Raw genomic sequence first — 16,809 nt, 5'->3', positions numbered from 1 at the left:
AGGGCGGCAGCTGCCCGGGGGCGGCCCACCACGCGGGCCGTGGCGGTATCCGGTCCGTGCCCGGCGCGGGTCAACAGCGCGTCCAGGACGCGGGCAACGGCGGCCTCTTGGTGTCGTTCAGGCCGGTCTCGGCGGCCAGGCGGCGGGCATGGGCCCGGGTGAAGTCGGCGAACGGAGCGCTGACCAGCGGAAGGTGAACCCACGGCACGGTGATCCATCCGCTGTCGGTGCGGACGAAGACTTGCGAGAGGTCGTAAGGGTCGTAGTGCACCTCCCACAGCCCGCGCTTGCCCGCGTGGCCGGAGTGCTGACGTCGCCAGGGCCCCAGCTCGGCGGTGTCGTAGGTGCGGTGCGCGATCCGGATGCCGTAATCGTTGATCGCTCGCCAGGCCACTGGCAGCAGCTCCAGGTGGTCCTCCCCGCGCCGGACCAGCGGCAGGTAGCCGCAGGCCGCGACCGGGGAGGCGTACTTGTCGTTCGCTGATATCGCCTTCCCCGGACGGAACGGATCCCGCAGCGCGTCATGCGGCCGCATCTGCCAGCCGGCCAGCAGCCATTCATCCAGCAGGTCCTGCAGTTCGGGGATCGTCCAGACCGCGGCCTGTTCCACCCGCTCGCCGCGGCGCGAGACGTCCCGACCGGTGTAGCCGGCCAGGTGCTGGCAGAACAGCGTGTTGATCGCCGAGAACGTCGCCTCCACGATCGCCTTGTCCGTCGGCGTGCGCGGGCGGGCGCGTTGGACGGAGATGCCCCACCGTGCGCAGGTGCGGATTTTGCGACATCGGAGATGAACACCTTGCCGCCGTCGAATCACGACCGTGTCCGGCACGATTACCGGCTTCGCGGCGGCCTGTTCCATCCGCGCATCAGCATCCAGCAGCTGACGGTGCGGAATCCGCGAGGCTGCCATCCGCAAGGTCACCGGCCAGCTCGACCGCATCGGCTCCGGCACTAGCGTCCGCGCCAGCAGCAGCGCGGCGTCCACCGCCTTGGTGCCCACCGGCCGCAGCACCGCCGCGCAGATCGTGCGGGTGGCGACATCGACCGCGATGGTCAGATCCGCGCGGGCCATCACCCCCGAGTCGAGGACCACCATCACATCCAGCGGGGTGCGGCGCAGCGTGCCGGGTAGACGCCTGGTGCGCTGCGTCGCGCTACGCCGAGACGGGGGAGCCGTGCGGGCAGGGGCCGTGCTGGACGGCCGTTACCGGCTGATCGAGCCGATTCAGACGGGGTCAGTTTCTGTAGTCGATCTTCTTTTCCCGCATCAGCTTCTCCAGCTCTGTGTCCGACAAGGGGTGCAAGGTGCCCAGGAGATCGCGTAGTCCAGGTTCGTCGAGGGTCTGGCTGGTGACCTGAGCCTCCGCGTTTCCGAGGCGGCGGGTGAGGGTGACTTCGCGGGAGCCGCCGGGGAAGTCGCGGACCATGCGCATCTCACCGTGCGCGTCGATCGTGCAGGTCATGTGCTTGTCCGTAGGCTCGGGGCAGTGGAGCGCCGGCGTAAGCGGCGGACTCACGGTAAGGCCCACGTACCCGGCCTCGTACCCCGCCCGGACGGGAAGGTACTCGACGCTGAAGGAGGCCGGGCCGACCGCGGCCCGGGAGACCTGCATACCCGGCGGGGCAGTGCCCAGGTACAGCAGCTCCGGCTGCTCTTGGTACCGCGCGATCTCCGCCTCGTGCCGGCGCTGCTGGGCCTGGGCCGGGCCGATGAAGCCCCCGTAGGCCACCGCGGACGCCAGCACCGCCAGCGCCCCCAGCCGCACCCACCGGCCCGGCACGAAGAACGCCGCGACCACGGCATACGGAACTCCCGTCAGCGCGATTGCGGTACTGGCGCTCCCCAGCTCCACACCCCGGCCGTAGGCGGCCAGACCTGCCAGGACGCCGAGTGTGCCGAGGACGAAGACCAGCACTGCCCAGCCCAGCCGCTGTGACGCGGAGCCGCACAACGGCACCACGGTCCGCGCCAACAGGCCTGCCGTGGCCAGCAGGCCCACCGTCAGGGGCACACCCAATGCGAAGACCGGCACCGTCGCACCGGCCCCTCCATCCCAGGCCGACAGCACCAGCCCGAATCCGAGCGCCGGCACCACGGCCGCCATCAGCACCCAGACCACGAAGAGATGCAGGGCCGTCAGCGCCCTTCTGCCGCTGTTCATGTCGTGGAGCTTGCCAGCCGCCGTTCTGGCGCACATGAGTGTGTGTACTCAGAACGCTCTGACCTGCGATGCGCAGGTCGGGCGGCGTAGCCGGTGGGTTCGTCGTCTCCGTAGTCCTTGAGAAGATCTCGTTCATGACCGATGCACCGAGAGCAGCCTGGGCCGAGGGCAAGACCCTGTACGACGTCGTCCCCGCCCTCGACACTCTCATCGAGACCATCGGCCGGAATCCGGACCGCGACCGGCCCCAGCACCGTGAACCACACATGCCGCTCGTCCCCCGCAGCGCCGGCCATGGACGCCTCACATCCCGCATTCGGTGCTTCGGCTTGCCAGTCTTCCACGCGCGCGCCGGGAAAACCACGTAAGGACAACCGATGTGCGCCGAGGGTGAAGAATGGGCCAAGCTTTCGGGCGGGAAAGCTGCTGCGGCGCGGTCGGCCGGTGGGGAGGGAATGGGGGATGCAGGGAAAACCTTTGCCCGGCCGTCACATAAAGATCTGTGTACGCCACCTGTCGGGCGTAGGCCACTTCGCCTGTATACCGAACGAAGTCGCCGCGGCTGAGGTTCTGGCGACGGGCCGAACACTGCGGACGCCTTGATGCCGTACGTAGGCCCCTTACCCGACGGCAGATCACCTGCTGTAATCGACGGTAAGCGCATCAGCGCGCGAACGGGGGTTCGCGATGAATTCCGACTGGCCTGTCCCCTCCCCCGGGCCGCCCCTGCCTGCCGGCCCGCCCCGGCTCCGTCGGCCGCCCGAGCCGCCTGCCCCTTCACGTCAGCTGATCGAGCACCACGCCGGGCCCCCACGTGGCACCGCGACCCGCTACCTGTGTGCGGCCGGCTACCTGGACCGTACGTTTCGCGATGCCGTCATCGCGGAGCTGGTCGAGCATCCCTACCGCGTGCCTGCGCCGTCGCCCGGCACCGACCTGGTGCGGGTACTTCACGAGTGTCTGCGGGCCCGGCGCGCACCGTTCCTGGCGGGGCTGGCGATGCTGGGCGTACTGGCGTTCGGCGTATTCTCCGGGCATGGGAGTGCCACACTGCCGGCCCTCCTCACGGTGGCGCTGCTGCGGCTCGTCGGAGCAGGCACCAGTGCTGCCGTCGTCGTCCCACCCGACGAGGCCGTGCGCGTCCCCTCGTCCGCGCGGCACACGCTGGGTTCCGCCGGTCAGTTGGTCGCCGCCGGGGTGCTGGCCGGGCTGCTGGTGTTCGTCTGGGTGCCTACGCAGAACGGGCGCACGCTCTTCGAGCGCGAACTGCTTCCGCGCCTGCCCGCAGACCTTCCCCTCACCGTCACACGACCTGGGCTGGAAGCGTACGTCGCCATCCTGTTCATGCTGTGGGTGGTCGGAGTCGTCTGGCGCTGCCGCACATTGTTCCTGCTCGGCGACCGCGACGGCCCGCTGTCCGGCCGTGCCGCCCCTGTCAGGACCCGCATCATGTCCCTCAGGCCGGTCTACGCCACACTGCGCAGCCAGCACAACGGCCCTGAGCTGCTGTACCGCGACCACGCACCGCTGGTCGGCCTCGGCGTGCCGCTGGAGGACTGGGCGATCGCCCTGGAACTCGTCCCCGCCAGAAGGAGCGACGGGCAGCCCATGGTCCCGCGGCCGGTCGACGCCGCGGCGCTGCATCAAGCGATCAACAACGCGGTGCTGGACCTCGGCCGGGGCCGCGAGTATCCAGGAGACGTCCTGCACCGGCTGACCGTCAGTGACCGGGTGTTCCGTCCCGGGCTGCGCCGCGGACCGGCCACGGACTGGCTCGGTGGCATGTCGGTACCCGTGCCGGGTGCGGGCGGCGCGGTGCAGCTGGACCGCCGCTGGGCCACCGCACTGGACCTGTTCGCCCACGAACGCCTGCGGCACTTCGTGACGATCCGTATCGGCAGCTGGCAGGAGGAGGTCGTCATCACCGTACTGGTGCGGGCCATCACCCAGGGCAGGGTGCTGCACTTGGAGTGGCAGCCTTACCTGCTGCCGCCGACCGCGACCGCATACCGGGCGGTGGATGCGTTCGCGCCGGTCGATCTCGTGGCTGACGTACCCGCAGTGATGGGGCAGGCAGTCTGGGGACTGGGCCGGGACATGGGCGCCGCCATCGGCCAGATCTTCGGCACCTGGGCGTCCGCCGCCCGGGCCATGCGCAATCGCGGCCGCTACCGCCGGCTGGTCCGCGACGGCTATGCCGTCAACCACGCTCCGGCCATCAGCGTGCGCGAACTCGGGGCCGAGGAACACTTCCAGAACGTCTTCCAGGAGTCCGACGTGCAGCGCTACTTGAGCACGGTCTGGGTGCGCACCCAGACCGCGGTACTCACCGCCCTCAAGGACCGCGGCTACGACGTCAGCGCTTTCGAACAGCAAGCACAGAACATCGTCAACAACAACATAAACAACGGAATGCAGATCAACGGCGGCACCCAGCACGGCCCCATCGCCGGCGGCCCGGGGGCCCGGGCACGGGTCACTGCGCCGCAGCCACGCGTGGGCACTCGCCCTGGGCCCCGCTCCACCTGACCGAGGGACGATCGCAGAGAGACCACTGAGGAGATGGCCATGGTGCCCGACGGGCCGAGCACTCCCCACAACGAAGGCGTGCAGATCAGTGGCGGTACGCAGTACGGTCCCATCGCCGGCGGCCCCGGAGCGCGAGCCGTCGCCCGCCACACCCACCCCGCAGCGGCGCCGCCCGCCGATCCGCCGCCCGCGCAGACGGAGCTGCTGCGGGCGGTGGCAGCCCTTCGTCGCGACCTCGCCACGCTCATCGCCGAACGGCCCGGGGAACTGGCGCCGGACGCAGCGCAGGACGCCGAGCACAGCCTGGCACAGGCCGAGTCGGAAGCAGGCCGGACACCACCCCGGCAGGGCACTCTGCGGCGCCGCATCCAGACCGTCGCCGATGCTCTGGGGGGCGTCGGCGCACTGGCAGCCGGCGTGGCCGCGGTCCAGACAGCTTTCGACAGCCTCTTCATCACTGGATAGCCGATCCTTGCGCTCCCGGACGGCGCGGCCCGCGCGACCGTGTCGAAGCACGGAAGCCGGCGATCGCGTACCGCTGCGACGCGTCCGCCGCAGCCGCGTCTTCCTCGTCTGTCGGCGTGCCTGCGGACGGCGTGGACGACGCGAGAAATCCACCGGATCGCAGTGGCGGACGACAGCACCGCGCTCGGGCGTGAAACGAGCGTCGAGCACAAAAAGAATCACCGGCACCATGCGAGCATCCGGAACTCCGGCCGAGTGCGGCTCGTCTTCGACTACAAGCGACCACAAAGGACTACGCAAAGGGGCGACACGCGAGCTCCAGGGATGTCATTCCGCACCTGCTGTCGCGTTTCGTCGCCCGAGATCGCGCACGGGGGAAACATGCCATCAGTATCCGCAGTCGCAGTACTGCGACGCATGCGGGAAGTTACCCACGTCAATTGCAGGGGGGGTGGAACCTTGCGCGAATTCGGCGGCTTCGTGATGACGGTCGGCCTCGTCATCGTGCTGATCGGCACGGCGATGTTCGCCATGGACCTGTTGGGAGTCGTGCAGTCGGCCGTGGAGAGCGGCCGCACCGGAGACTTCCCTCCGAGCATGTTCAAGTGGTTCGGGCTCGGCGTCATAGGTGCGGTCATCTATGAGTTCGGCAAGATCACTCGGGGGTGAAGTCACGCCTGGTACTGCGGTGTGAATGGTGGGCCGGTGCGGCCCCCACGCGTACCCGCAGGTTCTTGAACTGCCGTAACTGCATGAGGAGATGTACGGGCTCCCACAGCACGAGATCCAGGGGGCGGGTGAGCGGCCGGGGGCGGCTCCGGCCACGCGTACGGACGACGAGTCGAGTACTGCCGCCTGCGGTGCGCCGAAGGTGAAAGCCCCAGACGGCATCCATGTACGCCGCGGAGAGCGGACCGAAACGCGTGTCGAAGGGCCGCCCGGACGGCAGCTCCACGGACATCCGCAGTACCAGGGTCCGCTCCGATTCGACGACCGCGGCCGTGAACCACGCTCCGCCATCGGGCTTCGCGACGAAGCGCTGCCCTTCTGCGAGGTCCTGCCACTGGGCGACGAGGCGGTCGGCACTCGCACGCCCCGCGTTGTCGAGCCGGTCGAAGCTGTACCAGCCCCCGCGGTCACAGCCCATCTGCACCAGCCAGGGCCAGGTCTGTTCCGGAGGTGCCGGCAGGGTCGTGGCCATGGTCGACTGACCGTCGTATCCGGGAATCAGGTCATCACCCGGCCAGTCACCGGCGGCCTCGGCACGAGTCGCGCCCCAGGTCAGCAGGCGCGGGCGGACGACGACCCCGTAGGCGGCCGCTGCCGCCGCAACGCCCGCACGAGGGAGGGAGCGGCGTACCACTCGTTTTCCACTCATGGCGTCAGCCTCACGCCGCGGCACCGCTCCGTACAGGGGCCCGTCGGCGCCGGGTAGGGCCGTTCGGCACCTGGTAGTGCCCCGGCGCGCCGGGGCGACGATGGGCGTACGGCCACGCCCGCTCGGGCACGTGCCGGCCGAGTGCCTGCCGGTCCCGGGCGTTGCCCGGTCGGTCATGGGACGAGCACGGGGAGGAAACGATGAACTGGCCCACAGCACTGGTCGTCATCGCCGCACTGTTCGCCCTCGCAGCGGTGATCAGCAGCTACTTCGCGAGGCCGAAGAGGTGAAGAGGAAGGGGCCGGAAGGGCGGGGAAGGAAGCATCCGGCCCGGGCACGGGACACCGGCACGACACCACAGGGGCGAGCGCCGAAGGAGGCCGGGGAGGCAGTGGGAAAGAAGCACACGACCAGTGCGGAGGCCCCTTCGGAGCTCGCGCCGCGTCCGAGCTCACTTCGCCGGGCTGCTTATGAGCGCGAGTTGTTGCGTTTGCAGACGGAGTTGGTGAAGGTTCAGGAGTGGGTGCGGGCCGAGGGCGCCCGGCTCGTGGTCGTCTTCGAGGGGCGGGACGCCGCCGGCAAGGGCGGGGTGATCAAGCGGGTCGCCGAGCACCTCAATCCGCGGGTCGCGCGGATCGTCGCGCTGCCCGCGCCGTCCGGGCGGGAGCGGGGGCAGTGGTACTTCCAGCGGTACGTGGAGCGGCTGCCGGCCGCCGGAGAGATCGTGCTGTTCGACCGCAGCTGGTACAACCGGGCCGGTGTCGAGCACGTCATGGGCTTCTGCGACGAGGCGGAGTACCGGCGGTTTCTGCGGCAGTGCCCGGTCTTCGAGCGGATGCTGGCGGAGGACGGCATCCTGCTGCGCAAGTACTGGTTCTCGGTGAGCGACGCCGTGCAGGAGCAGCGGTTCCGCAGCCGTCTGGAGGATCCGACGCGGCGCTGGAAACTGTCCCCGATGGACCTGGAGTCCCTCACACGCTGGGAGGCATACTCCCGCGCCAAGGACACGATGTTCGCCCACACCGACATCCCCGAGGCCCCCTGGTACGTCGTCGAGAGCGACGACAAACGGCGGGCCCGGATCAACATGATCGCGCACCTGCTGTCCACGCTTCCGTACTACGAGGTGCGGGGCCCGACACTCACCCTGCCGCCCCGGCCGCCGTCCACCAGTTACCGTCGGCCGCCGCGAGACGCCCAGACCCGGGTGCCCGACCACGCCGTACCTGACTGACGCCCCGCGCCGATGGCGGTGCCGCCCGCGCCGGGCAGCCCCGCGGCCGGGCCGGGCGGCACCCACCAGGGCCGTTCGGCCCCCTGTCCGCCGGAGATTTGCGGCCGACGATGAGAACACGGACCCAGGGGACGCTGCCGGGGAGGCGCTGATGTCCCACCAAGCAGCTGCACCGGACATGGTGATCTCCGCGATGGAGGGGCTGGCCAGGCTGGTCGACATCCTCGCCGAGGACCACACCGTCATCGGCCCCACCGTCCGCGACGGCGCGATCGTCCTCGCGGAGCTGTCCGCGGCGGACGAGCTGCCGCACGGCTGCGGTGTGGAGCTGGCGGCCGGCCGGTACCGACTGGTGCGCCGCCCGGACATGATGATCTTCGCGCACAGTGCCGGGCCACAGTCGTGGAAGGCATACCTGCACCCGCAGCGTGAACGGCTGTGGACGGTGGACCGGGACACGCGGGGCCGGCTCGCCTTCCGTGAGGAGGACGGCGAGCCGCCCACGTACGCGTTCCTGGGGGTACGGCCGTGCGATCTGCGGGCCATCGCGATCCAGGACCGGGTGCTGGGCGGCGGGCCGCACGCGGACACCGCCTACCGGCGCCGTCGCGACCGTACGTTCATCGTCGCCGTGGAGTGCACCGATCCGGGCGCCACCTGCTTCTGCACGTCGATGGGCACGGGCCCGGGCGTCGGGGAGAACGGTCCGCCCGCGTACGACCTGGCGCTGACCGAGGTGCTGGACGAGGACGGGCACCGCTTCCTGGTACGGGCGGGCAGCCCGGCCGGTGAGCGGGTCCTGACCCGCCTCCCGCGCCGCACCTGCGACCCGGCGACACGGACCGCCGCCCGCGCGGCCGTCACGGCCGCCGTGGAGCACATGGAACGCGCCATGCCGCCGGTCGACCTGCACGCGCTGATGGCCGGCTCGCTCGACGCCGCCCGCTGGGACGACGTCGCGTCGCGGTGCCTGACGTGCGGCAACTGCACGATGGTCTGTCCGACCTGCTTCTGCACCACCACCGAGGACGTCACCGATCTGACGGGTGACCACGCGGAGCGGTGGCAGCGCTGGGACTCCTGCTTCGACCTGGACTTCAGCCATCTGCACGGCGGACCGGTCCGCGCGTCCGCGCGCAGCCGCTACCGGCAGTGGCTCACCCACAAGCTCGGCACCTGGCACGACCAGTTCGGGGAGTCGGGCTGCGTCGGCTGCGGACGCTGCATCGTGTGGTGCCCGGCCGGCATCGACATCACCGAGGAAGCCGCCGCACTGCACGCGGAAGCCCGAAACTCGCACGCCACCGATGAGGAGACACCGTCATGACCACCAGGACCGGGCTGAAGACCATGCTGTGTCAGCTGGACGCCCTCAGCGACGACCAGCGTGAGCGACTGATGGGCCTGGCCTGCGAGGTGTCCTTCCCGGCGGGTGCGCGGCTCTTCGAGGAGCGTCGCGCCGCCGACCGGTTCTGGATCGTGCGGACCGGCAGCGTCGTGCTGGACCTGCACGTCCCGGGCCGCCGGGCCGCGGTGATCGAGACGCTCGGCCAGGGGGACCTGGTGGGCTGGTCCTGGCTCTTGCCGCCGCGCAACTGGCACCTGGGGGCGGAGGCACAGAGCCCCGTGCGGGCCTGGGAGTTCGACGCCGAGGCAGTACGTCGGCTGTGCCGGGAGGACCCGAAGCTGGGGCACGCGCTGGTGCTGGCCGTGGCCGAGGTCATCGGACACCGGCTGGAGTGCGCCCGTACCCGGCTGCTGGACCTGTACGGGCCGTACGGAAGCGGGCTGCCACGATGAACGCCACGGCCGCGCTCCCCGGCGGTGCACCTCTCCCTTACCGCGTCGTGCGGCGGTGTACGGAGACCGCTGACGTGGCCACGTTCAAGCTGCTTCCGGGCGGCCCGGCGCTGCGGCCCTTCCGTCCGGGGCAGTTCGCGATGCTGTACGCCTTCGGGGTGGGTGAGATTCCCGTGTCGGTGTCCGGGCTGCCCCTGGGCGAACCGGCACTGGTGCACACGGTGCGGTCGGTCGGCGCGGTGTCCCGGGCGCTGTACGGGCTGCGGGCGGGTGGCCTTGTGGGGGTGCGGGGGCCGTACGGCACCGGCTGGAACCTGGAGCAGGCCGTGGGGCGCGATGTGCTGGTGGTCGCCGGCGGGATCGGGCTGGCACCCCTGCGGCCGCTGATCCTGAACGTCCTCGCGGCCCCCGGGCGCTTCGGCCGGCTCAGCGTCCTGATCGGCGCCCGTACGCCCAGCGACCTGCTGTACCGGTTGCAGACCCGGAACTGGGGCGCTGCCGCGCGGGTGGCGGTCACGGTGGACCGGCCGGAGGCGGGCTGGCGCGGGGACGTGGGGGTGGTCACCCGGCTGCTGGGGCGCGGGGGCTGGTCACCCGACGGGACGTGCGCCTTCGTCTGCGGACCCGAGCCCATGATCCACGCCACCGCGCGTGACCTGATGCGGGCGGGCGTTCCGCCGCACCGCATCCAGGTGTCGCTGGAGCGCAACATGCGCTGCGGCGAGGGCAACTGCGGCCACTGTCAGCTGGGCCCCCTCCTGCTCTGCCGGGACGGGCCGGTCGCCGGCTGGGACCGCGCCGAGCCCCTCCTCGCCGTGAAGGAGCTGTGAGATGAGTGTCCCGCGCCCCGAGCCTCCCGACAGCGGCCGCCGTCGCCCGATGCTCGCCGTGTTCAAACTCGCCTCCTGTGACGGCTGCCAGCTGACCCTGCTCGACTGCGAGGACGAACTCCTCGCCGTGGCGGGCCGGGTGGAGATCGCGCACTTCCTGGAGGCGTCCAGCGCCGTCCGGCCCGGCCCGTACGACCTCGCCCTCGTCGAAGGCTCCGTCACCACGCCCCAGGACGCCCAGCGCGTACGGGAGATCCGGGCCGCCGCCCGCTTCCTGGTCACCATCGGCGCCTGCGCCACGGCCGGCGGCATCCAGGCACTGCGCAACTTCGCCGACGTCGAGGAGTTCCGCGCCACCGTCTACGCCCGCCCCGACTACATCGCCACCCTCGCCACCTCCACCCCCGTCTCCACCCACGTCCCCGTCGACTTCGAGCTGCGCGGCTGCCCCATCGACCGAGGGCAACTCCTCGAAGTGATCACGGCGTTCCTCGCGGGCCGCAAACCGGACGTGCCGAACCACAGCGTCTGCTTCGCCTGCAAGCGGCGCGGCACCGTGTGCGTGACCGTCGCCCACGGCACGCCCTGCCTGGGCCCGGTCACCCACGCCGGATGCGGCGCCATCTGCCCGGCGTACGGGCGCGGCTGCTACGGCTGCTTCGGGCCGTCCGGCTCGGTCAACCTGCCCGCGCTGATCCCACTGCTGCGGCGGGACGGCATGAGCGAGGACGACATACGGCGCGCCCTGCGCACGTACAACGCCGCGTCCTTCGCCGAGGTCGAGGGAGCGCCGTCATGACGCATCGCGGCTCGCGCGTGCTGCACGTCGGTTCGCTGGCCCGGATCGAGGGGGAGGGAGCCCTGCATCTGACGGTCGACGACGGCACGGTCACCGGCACCGAGCTGCGCATCTACGAGCCGCCGCGGTTCTTCGAGGCGTTCCTGCGCGGCCGCTCGTACACCGAGCCGCCCGACATCACCGCGCGGGTGTGCGGCATCTGCCCGGTCGCGTACCAGATGAGCGCCTGCCGGGCCCTTGAGGACGCGTGCGGCGTCACGGTGGCCGGGCAGATCGCCGCGCTGCGGCGGCTGCTGTACTGCGGCGAGTGGATCGAGAGCCAGATTCTGCACATCCACCTGCTGCACGCCCCGGACTTCCTCGGCGTGGACGGCGCCGTCGAACTCGCCCGCACCCAGCGTGCACACGTGGAGCGGGGGCTGCGCATCAAACAGACGGGCAACGCGATCCTCGAACAGCTCGGGGGCCGCGCCATCCATCCCATCAACGTGCGGCTCGGCGGCTTCCACCGCGTACCGGCCGCCGTTGAACTGAAGCCGCTGGCCGAGCGGTTGCGCCGGGCCCGTGACGACGCGTGGGAGACCGTGTGCTGGGTCGCGGGCTTCGACTTCCCGGAGGCGGGGCTCGACCACGCCCTGCTGGCGCTCGCCGAGCCCGGCCGCTACGCCATCGACTCCGGCGTCCCCACCGTCATGGCCGCCCCGCACACCCATGGGCTCCCGTCTGCATCAGCCGCTCCCCTGCCCCTGCGCCAATTCCCCATTTACACGTTCCCGTCCCAAGTGGCCGAGCACCAGGTCCCGTACTCCACCGCCCTCCAGGCCACCCTGGACGGCGAGCGCTACCTGACCGGCTCGCTGGCCCGTTACGCGATCAGCGGACGCTGGCTGTCCCCGCTCGCGCAGGAGGCGGCGCGGACGGGCGGGCTCGGCGAGCCGGCCGCCGGGAAAGTGTGCCGCAATCCGTTCCGCAGCATCGTCGTACGGGCCGTCGAGGCGCTGTACGCGATCGACGAGGCGCTGCGGATCATCGACGCGTACGAGCCGCCGAGCCGCCCCTACGTGGACGTGCCACCGCGCGCCGCGACCGGGCACGGCGCCACGGAGGCCCCGCGCGGGCTGCTGTACCACCGCTACACGCTCGACGCCGACGGGTTGATCACTGCCGCCACCCTCGTCCCGCCCACCTCCCAGAACCAGGGCGCGATCGAGGAGGATCTGCGGCGCCTCGTCCAGGCCCGCCTGGATGCCGGCGGACGGGACACGGAGGCGGAGCTGACCGCCCTGTGCGAGCGCGGCATCCGCAACCACGACCCGTGCATCTCCTGTTCCGCCCACTTCCTCGACCTCACCGTCGAGACGGTCGACCGAGCCCGAAGGAGCCCGCCATGCCCGTGACCGACCCCGGCAACCCGCAGGAGCACGGCCTGCACACCGTGAGCGACGTGATGACCCACACCGTCGTGGCCGTCGGCCGCGACGCGTCGTTCAAGGAGATCGTGCAGACGATGGAGCAGTGGAAGGTCAGCGCCCTGCCGGTACTGGCGGGCGAGGGCCGGGTGATCGGCGTCGTCTCCGAAGCCGACCTGCTGCCCAAGGAAGAGTTCCGCGACAGCGACCCCTCCAGGTTCGAACAGCGGCAGCGGCTGGAGGACCTGGCCAAGGCCGGAGCCCTGACCGCCGGCGAGCTGATGACCGCGCCCGCCATCTGCGTCCACGCCGACGCGGCTCTCCCCCAGGCCGCTCGCATCATGGCCGTACGGCACGTCAAGCGCCTGCCCGTCACCGACGCCCAAGGGTTGCTGCAAGGCGTGATCAGCCGCAGCGACCTGCTCAAGGTTTTCCTGCGCTCCGACGCCGACATCGCCGACGAGGTACGCCGGGTGGTGATCGACCGGGTCTTCCCCGGCCAGGGCGTCACCGCCGACGTGCAAGACGGCGTGGTGAGGCTGAGCGGACGGGTGCGCGACGGTTCGTTCGTCCCGGTCGCCGCCCGGCTGTGCCGTGCCGTCGAAGGCGTTGTCGACGTCACCTGGGAACAGAACGGGCCCCACAGCGGACCGGCCCCCGGCACGACGGAACCGTGATGCGCTACCTCGACGAGTACCGCGATCCCGAACTGGCCCGCAGCCTGCTGGACCGGCTCCGGCGGATCGCCACCCGCCCCTGGCGCATCATGGAGGTCTGCGGCGGCCAGACTCACACCCTCGTGCGCCAGGGCATCGATGAGCTGCTGCCCGCCGGCATCCGCATGATCCACGGCCCAGGTTGCCCGGTGTGCGTGACCCCGCTGGAGACCCTGGACCGGTCCATGGCCATCGCTGCCCGCCCCGAGGTGACCTTCACCAGCTTCGGGGACATGCTGCGCGTCCCCGGCACACACACCGACCTGCTGTCCCTACGGGCCCGCGGTGCGGACGTACGGGTGGTCTACTCACCGATGGACGCCGTACGGATCGCCGAGGCCGAATCGGAACGCCAGGTGGTCTTCCTGGCCGTCGGCTTCGAGACCACCGCGCCCGCCAACGCCATGGCCGTCCTGCACGCCCGCCGGCTGGGCCTGGCCAACTTCTCCGTCCTGGTCAGCCACGTCCTCGTCCCCCCGGCCATGACCGCGCTACTGGCCGATCCGGACTGCGAGGTGCAGGCCTTCCTCGCCGCCGGGCACGTGTGCGCCGTGATGGGCTGGAGACAGTACGAGCCGATCGCCGCCCACTGGCACGTGCCCATCGTCGTCACCGGCTTCGAACCCCTCGACCTCCTCGAAGGCGTCCAGATGGCGGTCGAACAGCTCGAAGAAGGCCGCAACGCGGTCGAGAACCAGTACGTGCGCGCAGTCCAGCGCGCCGGAAACCGCCACGCACAGCAGATCGTGGACGAGGTCTTCCAGATCACCGACCGCACCTGGCGCGGCATCGGCCCGCTCCCCGCCAGCGGACTCGAACTCGCCCCGCCCTTCGCCTCCTACGACGCCGCGCGCCGCTTCGGCGTTACGGACGTGCGCTCCGCCGAACACCCCGAATGCATCGCGGGCGCCATCCTCACCGGCGCCCGGAAACCGACCGACTGCGCCGCCTACGGCACCCGCTGCACCCCACGCACCCCGCTCGGCGCCCCCATGGTGTCCACCGAGGGCACCTGCGCCGCCTACCACGCAGCCGGACGCACCGCCACGCCCGCAGGGAGCCCTCCATGACCCTCCAGTGCCCCGCACCACGACACGAGGACGAGCGAGTGCTGCTCGGCCACGGCGCGGGCGGCCGCCTCACCGCCGAACTCCTCGACACGCTCCTGCTCCCGGCGCTCGGGCCGCCACCCGGGCCGCTGGAGGACGCCGCCACGCTGCCTCCCGTGGGGCTGCCGGTCATCAGCACCGACAGCTTCGTCGTCAGTCCGCTGTTCTTTCCCGGCGGCGACATCGGCTCCCTCGCCGTCCACGGCACCGTCAACGACCTCGCCATGCGTGGCGCCGAACCGGTCGCCCTCGCGGTGTCCCTCATCATCGAAGAAGGGCTTCCGCTGGCCGAATTGCGGTCCGTCGTGGAATCGCTGGGCAAGGCCGCCGCCGACGCGGAGGTCCCGGTGGTCACCGGGGACACCAAGGTCGTCGGGCGCGGCGCCGCCGACCGCTTGTTCGTCACCACCACCGGCATCGGCCGGCGCATCCCTGCCCTCCACCCTTCTGCGGCGCGCGCCCGCCCCCACGACGCGATCCTGCTCTCCGGCCCCGTCGGCCTGCACGGCACCGCCGTCCTCAGCACCCGCGAGGGTCTCGGTTTCGAGGCTGACATCGCCTCCGACTCCCGCCCCCTGCACCGCCTCGTGCGCTCCCTCACTTCTCTTGGCGAGGACGTTCACGCCCTGCGCGACCCGACCCGCGGCGGGCTCGCCGCCACCCTCAACGAGATCGCCGAAGCATCCGGCACCGGAGCGGAGATCGACGAGGCCGCCCTGCCCGTGCCCGGTGCCGTCGCCGCCGCGTGCGACCTGCTCGGCCTCGACCCTCTGCACGTCGCCAACGAAGGCTGCCTGGTCGCCTACGTACCACAAGCCCGGGCGGACGATGTCCTGGACGCGATGCGCGGCGTGCCCGAAGGAGCGGCGGCGGTGCGCATCGGCCGAACGACCGCCACGCACCCCGGACGCGTAGAGCTGCGTACCCGCGTCGGCTCCCACCGCGTCGTCGACATGCCACTGGGTGAGCAACTGCCCCGAATCTGCTGACAAGCAGGCCGAGGAGAAATCATGCGCGTGCTGATCGGATATGCGGGAGTGCACGGATCCACCCGCGGCGTCGCCGAGCGCGTCGCTGCCACGTTCACGGCACGGGGGTTTCAGGCCGAGGTGACGGAGCTGGCCGCCGGGGCGGATGCCGCGCCCGACCATGACGCCTACGTGCTCGGCAGCGCCATCCACAACGGCCGTTGGCTGCCCGAAGCCGCCGAGTACCTGCGCAGGTACACCCCGGAACTCGCCCGACAGCCCCTGTGGCTCTACAGCGTCGGACTGGCCCGCGTTCTCGGAGAGTGGTTCGAGAAGCACTCGCAGAACCCGGAACCTCTGTCCTCTCTGTGCGACCTGCTCGCGCCCGTCGATCACCATTTGTTCGCGGGTGCCTTCGAGCGGGACCACACCTCCTGGGCGGGCCACGTGGTCTTCCGGACGCTGGGCGGCCGTTACGGGGACCACCGGGACTGGCGGGAAATCGACGCGTGGGCCACGGGCATCGCCCACCGACTGCTACCCGTCCCGCTGAAGAAGGAGCACCATCGAAGCGGCCTTACGCAGGACCGCTGAGCGCCGGGCCGCTGCGAGGACGGGTGGTGCGTGACGCCTTGGTCCGGGCATCGCGCAGACGGCGGTCCGCCACGCCAGGGCCGGACGGAGTGATGCCCCATGAGCACATCCGCAGCAGGCAGTCCGGGCCCGGTGCGCGTCTTCCTGCTGGACGACCACGAGATGGTGCGCCGGGGCGTGCGCGACCTGCTCGGCGCCGAACCGGGCATCGAAGTGGTGGGCGAGGCCGCCGACCGCCGCGAAGCCCTGGCCCGAGCACCCGCCCTGCGCCCGAACGTCGCACTCCTGGACGTGCGGCTCGGCTCCGGCAGCCCGGAGGGCGACCACGAGGGCATCGAGGTGTGCCGCGAACTGCGTGCCCGGATGCCTCAGCTGGCCTGCCTGATGCTCACGTCCTTCGACGACGACGAAGCGCTCTTCGACGCCATCATGGCGGGCGCGGCCGGTTACGTCCTCAAGCAGATCAAGGGCTCCGACCTGGTGAACGCCGTACGGACGGTGGCCGCCGGCGCGTCCCTGCTCGACCCGGGCGCCACCGCACGGGTCATGGCGCGGGTCCGCGGCGAAGAAGATCCTGTACCGCCCGAGCTGGCCCGCCTCTCCCCCCGGGAGCGGGAGATCCTCGAACTGATCGGAGAGGGCCTGACGAACGGGCAGATCGCCCGGCGGCTGTACCTGGCGGAGAAGACCGTCAAGAACCGCATCTCCTCGATCCTCGGGAAGCTGGGCGTCGGCCGCCGTATCCAGGCCGCGGTGCTGGCTGAGAAGCTCCGCCACCACGACCCGGACCACGGCGAACCGGGGTAGGCACCCGAA

17 protein-coding genes are annotated in these 16,809 nt (G+C 71.2%); 14 read left to right on the top strand and 3 right to left on the bottom strand.

Translation table 11 applies throughout. The features are described from left to right. Window positions 1–70: 70 nt before the first annotated feature. Together AB0L45_RS19640 and AB0L45_RS19635 are read right to left on the bottom strand one after the other, a co-directional pair. Window positions 71–1,096, bottom strand: coding sequence for a Mu transposase C-terminal domain-containing protein (locus AB0L45_RS19640; protein WP_365841487.1), 1,026 nt, complete (start codon window positions 1,094–1,096; stop codon window positions 71–73). Window positions 1,097–1,235: 139 nt separating this feature from the next. After that, window positions 1,236–2,162 (bottom strand): hypothetical protein, encoded by a 927-nt coding sequence (locus tag AB0L45_RS19635; RefSeq protein ID WP_365841485.1) that lies wholly within the window; start codon window positions 2,160–2,162, stop codon window positions 1,236–1,238. A 909-nt stretch (window positions 2,163–3,071) separates the two neighbouring features. Between AB0L45_RS19635 and AB0L45_RS19630 the strand changes: the two genes are divergently transcribed. From AB0L45_RS19630 to AB0L45_RS19620, 3 genes are all read left to right on the top strand, one after another. Continuing rightward, the gene (locus AB0L45_RS19630; RefSeq protein WP_365841483.1) at window positions 3,072–4,691 is read left to right on the top strand and encodes a hypothetical protein; all 1,620 of its coding nucleotides are present in this window, start codon (window positions 3,072–3,074) and stop codon (window positions 4,689–4,691) included. 39 nt (window positions 4,692–4,730) lie between these two features. Further along, window positions 4,731–5,156, top strand: a complete 426-nt coding sequence (locus AB0L45_RS19625; protein ID WP_365841481.1) for a DUF5955 family protein — start codon at window positions 4,731–4,733, stop codon at window positions 5,154–5,156. A 459-nt stretch (window positions 5,157–5,615) separates the two neighbouring features. Further along, window positions 5,616–5,825 carry a hypothetical protein gene (locus tag AB0L45_RS19620; RefSeq protein ID WP_365841479.1) on the top strand — a complete coding sequence of 70 codons (210 nt, stop codon included), beginning with the start codon at window positions 5,616–5,618 and terminating at the stop codon, window positions 5,823–5,825. Here AB0L45_RS19620 and AB0L45_RS19615 read toward each other — a convergent pair. After that, on the bottom strand, window positions 5,812–6,534 hold the full coding sequence (locus AB0L45_RS19615) for a hypothetical protein (protein ID WP_365841477.1): 723 nt from the start codon (window positions 6,532–6,534) through the stop codon (window positions 5,812–5,814). The genes AB0L45_RS19620 and AB0L45_RS19615 overlap by 14 nt on opposite strands. A 391-nt stretch (window positions 6,535–6,925) precedes the next feature. On the opposite strand from AB0L45_RS19615, the gene ppk2 reads away from it, so the two are divergent. From ppk2 to AB0L45_RS19560, 11 genes are all read left to right on the top strand, one after another. Then, window positions 6,926–7,768 (top strand): polyphosphate kinase 2, encoded by an 843-nt coding sequence (gene ppk2, locus AB0L45_RS19610; protein ID WP_365841475.1) that lies wholly within the window; start codon window positions 6,926–6,928, stop codon window positions 7,766–7,768. Between the two features lie 151 nt (window positions 7,769–7,919). Then, window positions 7,920–9,095 (top strand): 4Fe-4S dicluster domain-containing protein, encoded by a 1,176-nt coding sequence (locus AB0L45_RS19605; protein WP_365841473.1) that lies wholly within the window; start codon window positions 7,920–7,922, stop codon window positions 9,093–9,095. Then, window positions 9,092–9,568: a cyclic nucleotide-binding domain-containing protein gene (locus AB0L45_RS19600; protein ID WP_365841471.1), complete on the top strand. Its 477-nt coding sequence runs from the start codon at window positions 9,092–9,094 to the stop codon at window positions 9,566–9,568. The genes AB0L45_RS19605 and AB0L45_RS19600 overlap by 4 nt, the downstream gene beginning before the upstream one ends. Then, window positions 9,565–10,398 carry an FAD/NAD(P)-binding protein gene (locus AB0L45_RS19595; RefSeq protein WP_365841469.1) on the top strand — a complete coding sequence of 278 codons (834 nt, stop codon included), beginning with the start codon at window positions 9,565–9,567 and terminating at the stop codon, window positions 10,396–10,398. Before AB0L45_RS19600 ends, AB0L45_RS19595 begins: the two co-directional genes overlap by 4 nt. A 1-nt stretch (window position 10,399) precedes the next feature. Continuing rightward, window positions 10,400–11,197 carry an oxidoreductase gene (locus AB0L45_RS19590; RefSeq protein ID WP_365841467.1) on the top strand — a complete coding sequence of 266 codons (798 nt, stop codon included), beginning with the start codon at window positions 10,400–10,402 and terminating at the stop codon, window positions 11,195–11,197. Continuing rightward, window positions 11,194–12,594 carry a nickel-dependent hydrogenase large subunit gene (locus AB0L45_RS19585; RefSeq protein WP_365841465.1) on the top strand — a complete coding sequence of 467 codons (1,401 nt, stop codon included), beginning with the start codon at window positions 11,194–11,196 and terminating at the stop codon, window positions 12,592–12,594. Before AB0L45_RS19590 ends, AB0L45_RS19585 begins: the two co-directional genes overlap by 4 nt. After that, a complete protein-coding gene (locus AB0L45_RS19580; RefSeq protein WP_365841463.1) occupies window positions 12,585–13,283 on the top strand; it encodes a CBS domain-containing protein in 699 nt (232 codons plus the stop codon). Before AB0L45_RS19585 ends, AB0L45_RS19580 begins: the two co-directional genes overlap by 10 nt. Beyond that, complete coding sequence (hypD, locus tag AB0L45_RS19575) at window positions 13,283–14,392, top strand: hydrogenase formation protein HypD (RefSeq protein WP_365841461.1); 1,110 nt, start codon at window positions 13,283–13,285, stop codon at window positions 14,390–14,392. Before AB0L45_RS19580 ends, hypD begins: the two co-directional genes overlap by 1 nt. Further along, window positions 14,389–15,420, top strand: coding sequence for a hydrogenase expression/formation protein HypE (hypE, locus tag AB0L45_RS19570; RefSeq protein ID WP_365841459.1), 1,032 nt, complete (start codon window positions 14,389–14,391; stop codon window positions 15,418–15,420). Before hypD ends, hypE begins: the two co-directional genes overlap by 4 nt. 21 nt (window positions 15,421–15,441) lie before the next feature. Next, complete coding sequence (locus AB0L45_RS19565; protein ID WP_365841457.1) at window positions 15,442–15,993, top strand: flavodoxin domain-containing protein; 552 nt, start codon at window positions 15,442–15,444, stop codon at window positions 15,991–15,993. A 99-nt stretch (window positions 15,994–16,092) separates the two neighbouring features. Beyond that, a complete protein-coding gene (locus tag AB0L45_RS19560; RefSeq protein ID WP_365841455.1) occupies window positions 16,093–16,800 on the top strand; it encodes a response regulator transcription factor in 708 nt (235 codons plus the stop codon). The last annotated feature ends 9 nt before the right edge of the window (window positions 16,801–16,809 follow it).

It is taken from the genome of Streptomyces sp. NPDC052496 (genome assembly GCF_040679095.1).
Taxonomy (GTDB): domain Bacteria; phylum Actinomycetota; class Actinomycetes; order Streptomycetales; family Streptomycetaceae; genus Streptomyces.
This window is presented reverse-complemented; position numbering and strand designations above follow the sequence as displayed.

Coding starts and splice junctions, on each gene's coding strand:
- AB0L45_RS19580 (WP_365841463.1), top strand. CDS start 12,585: ATGCCCGTGACCGACCCCGGCAACCCGCAGGAGCACGGCCTGCACACC.
- AB0L45_RS19600 (WP_365841471.1), top strand. CDS start 9,092: ATGACCACCAGGACCGGGCTGAAGACCATGCTGTGTCAGCTGGACGCC.
- AB0L45_RS19595 (WP_365841469.1), top strand. CDS start 9,565: ATGAACGCCACGGCCGCGCTCCCCGGCGGTGCACCTCTCCCTTACCGC.
- AB0L45_RS19565 (WP_365841457.1), top strand. CDS start 15,442: ATGCGCGTGCTGATCGGATATGCGGGAGTGCACGGATCCACCCGCGGC.
- AB0L45_RS19560 (WP_365841455.1), top strand. CDS start 16,093: ATGAGCACATCCGCAGCAGGCAGTCCGGGCCCGGTGCGCGTCTTCCTG.
- AB0L45_RS19640 (WP_365841487.1), bottom strand. CDS start 1,096: ATGGTGGTCCTCGACTCGGGGGTGATGGCCCGCGCGGATCTGACCATC.
- AB0L45_RS19625 (WP_365841481.1), top strand. CDS start 4,731: ATGGTGCCCGACGGGCCGAGCACTCCCCACAACGAAGGCGTGCAGATC.
- hypD (WP_365841461.1), top strand. CDS start 13,283: ATGCGCTACCTCGACGAGTACCGCGATCCCGAACTGGCCCGCAGCCTG.
- AB0L45_RS19635 (WP_365841485.1), bottom strand. CDS start 2,162: ATGAACAGCGGCAGAAGGGCGCTGACGGCCCTGCATCTCTTCGTGGTC.
- AB0L45_RS19605 (WP_365841473.1), top strand. CDS start 7,920: ATGTCCCACCAAGCAGCTGCACCGGACATGGTGATCTCCGCGATGGAG.
- AB0L45_RS19615 (WP_365841477.1), bottom strand. CDS start 6,534: ATGAGTGGAAAACGAGTGGTACGCCGCTCCCTCCCTCGTGCGGGCGTT.
- hypE (WP_365841459.1), top strand. CDS start 14,389: ATGACCCTCCAGTGCCCCGCACCACGACACGAGGACGAGCGAGTGCTG.
- AB0L45_RS19585 (WP_365841465.1), top strand. CDS start 11,194: ATGACGCATCGCGGCTCGCGCGTGCTGCACGTCGGTTCGCTGGCCCGG.
- AB0L45_RS19590 (WP_365841467.1), top strand. CDS start 10,400: ATGAGTGTCCCGCGCCCCGAGCCTCCCGACAGCGGCCGCCGTCGCCCG.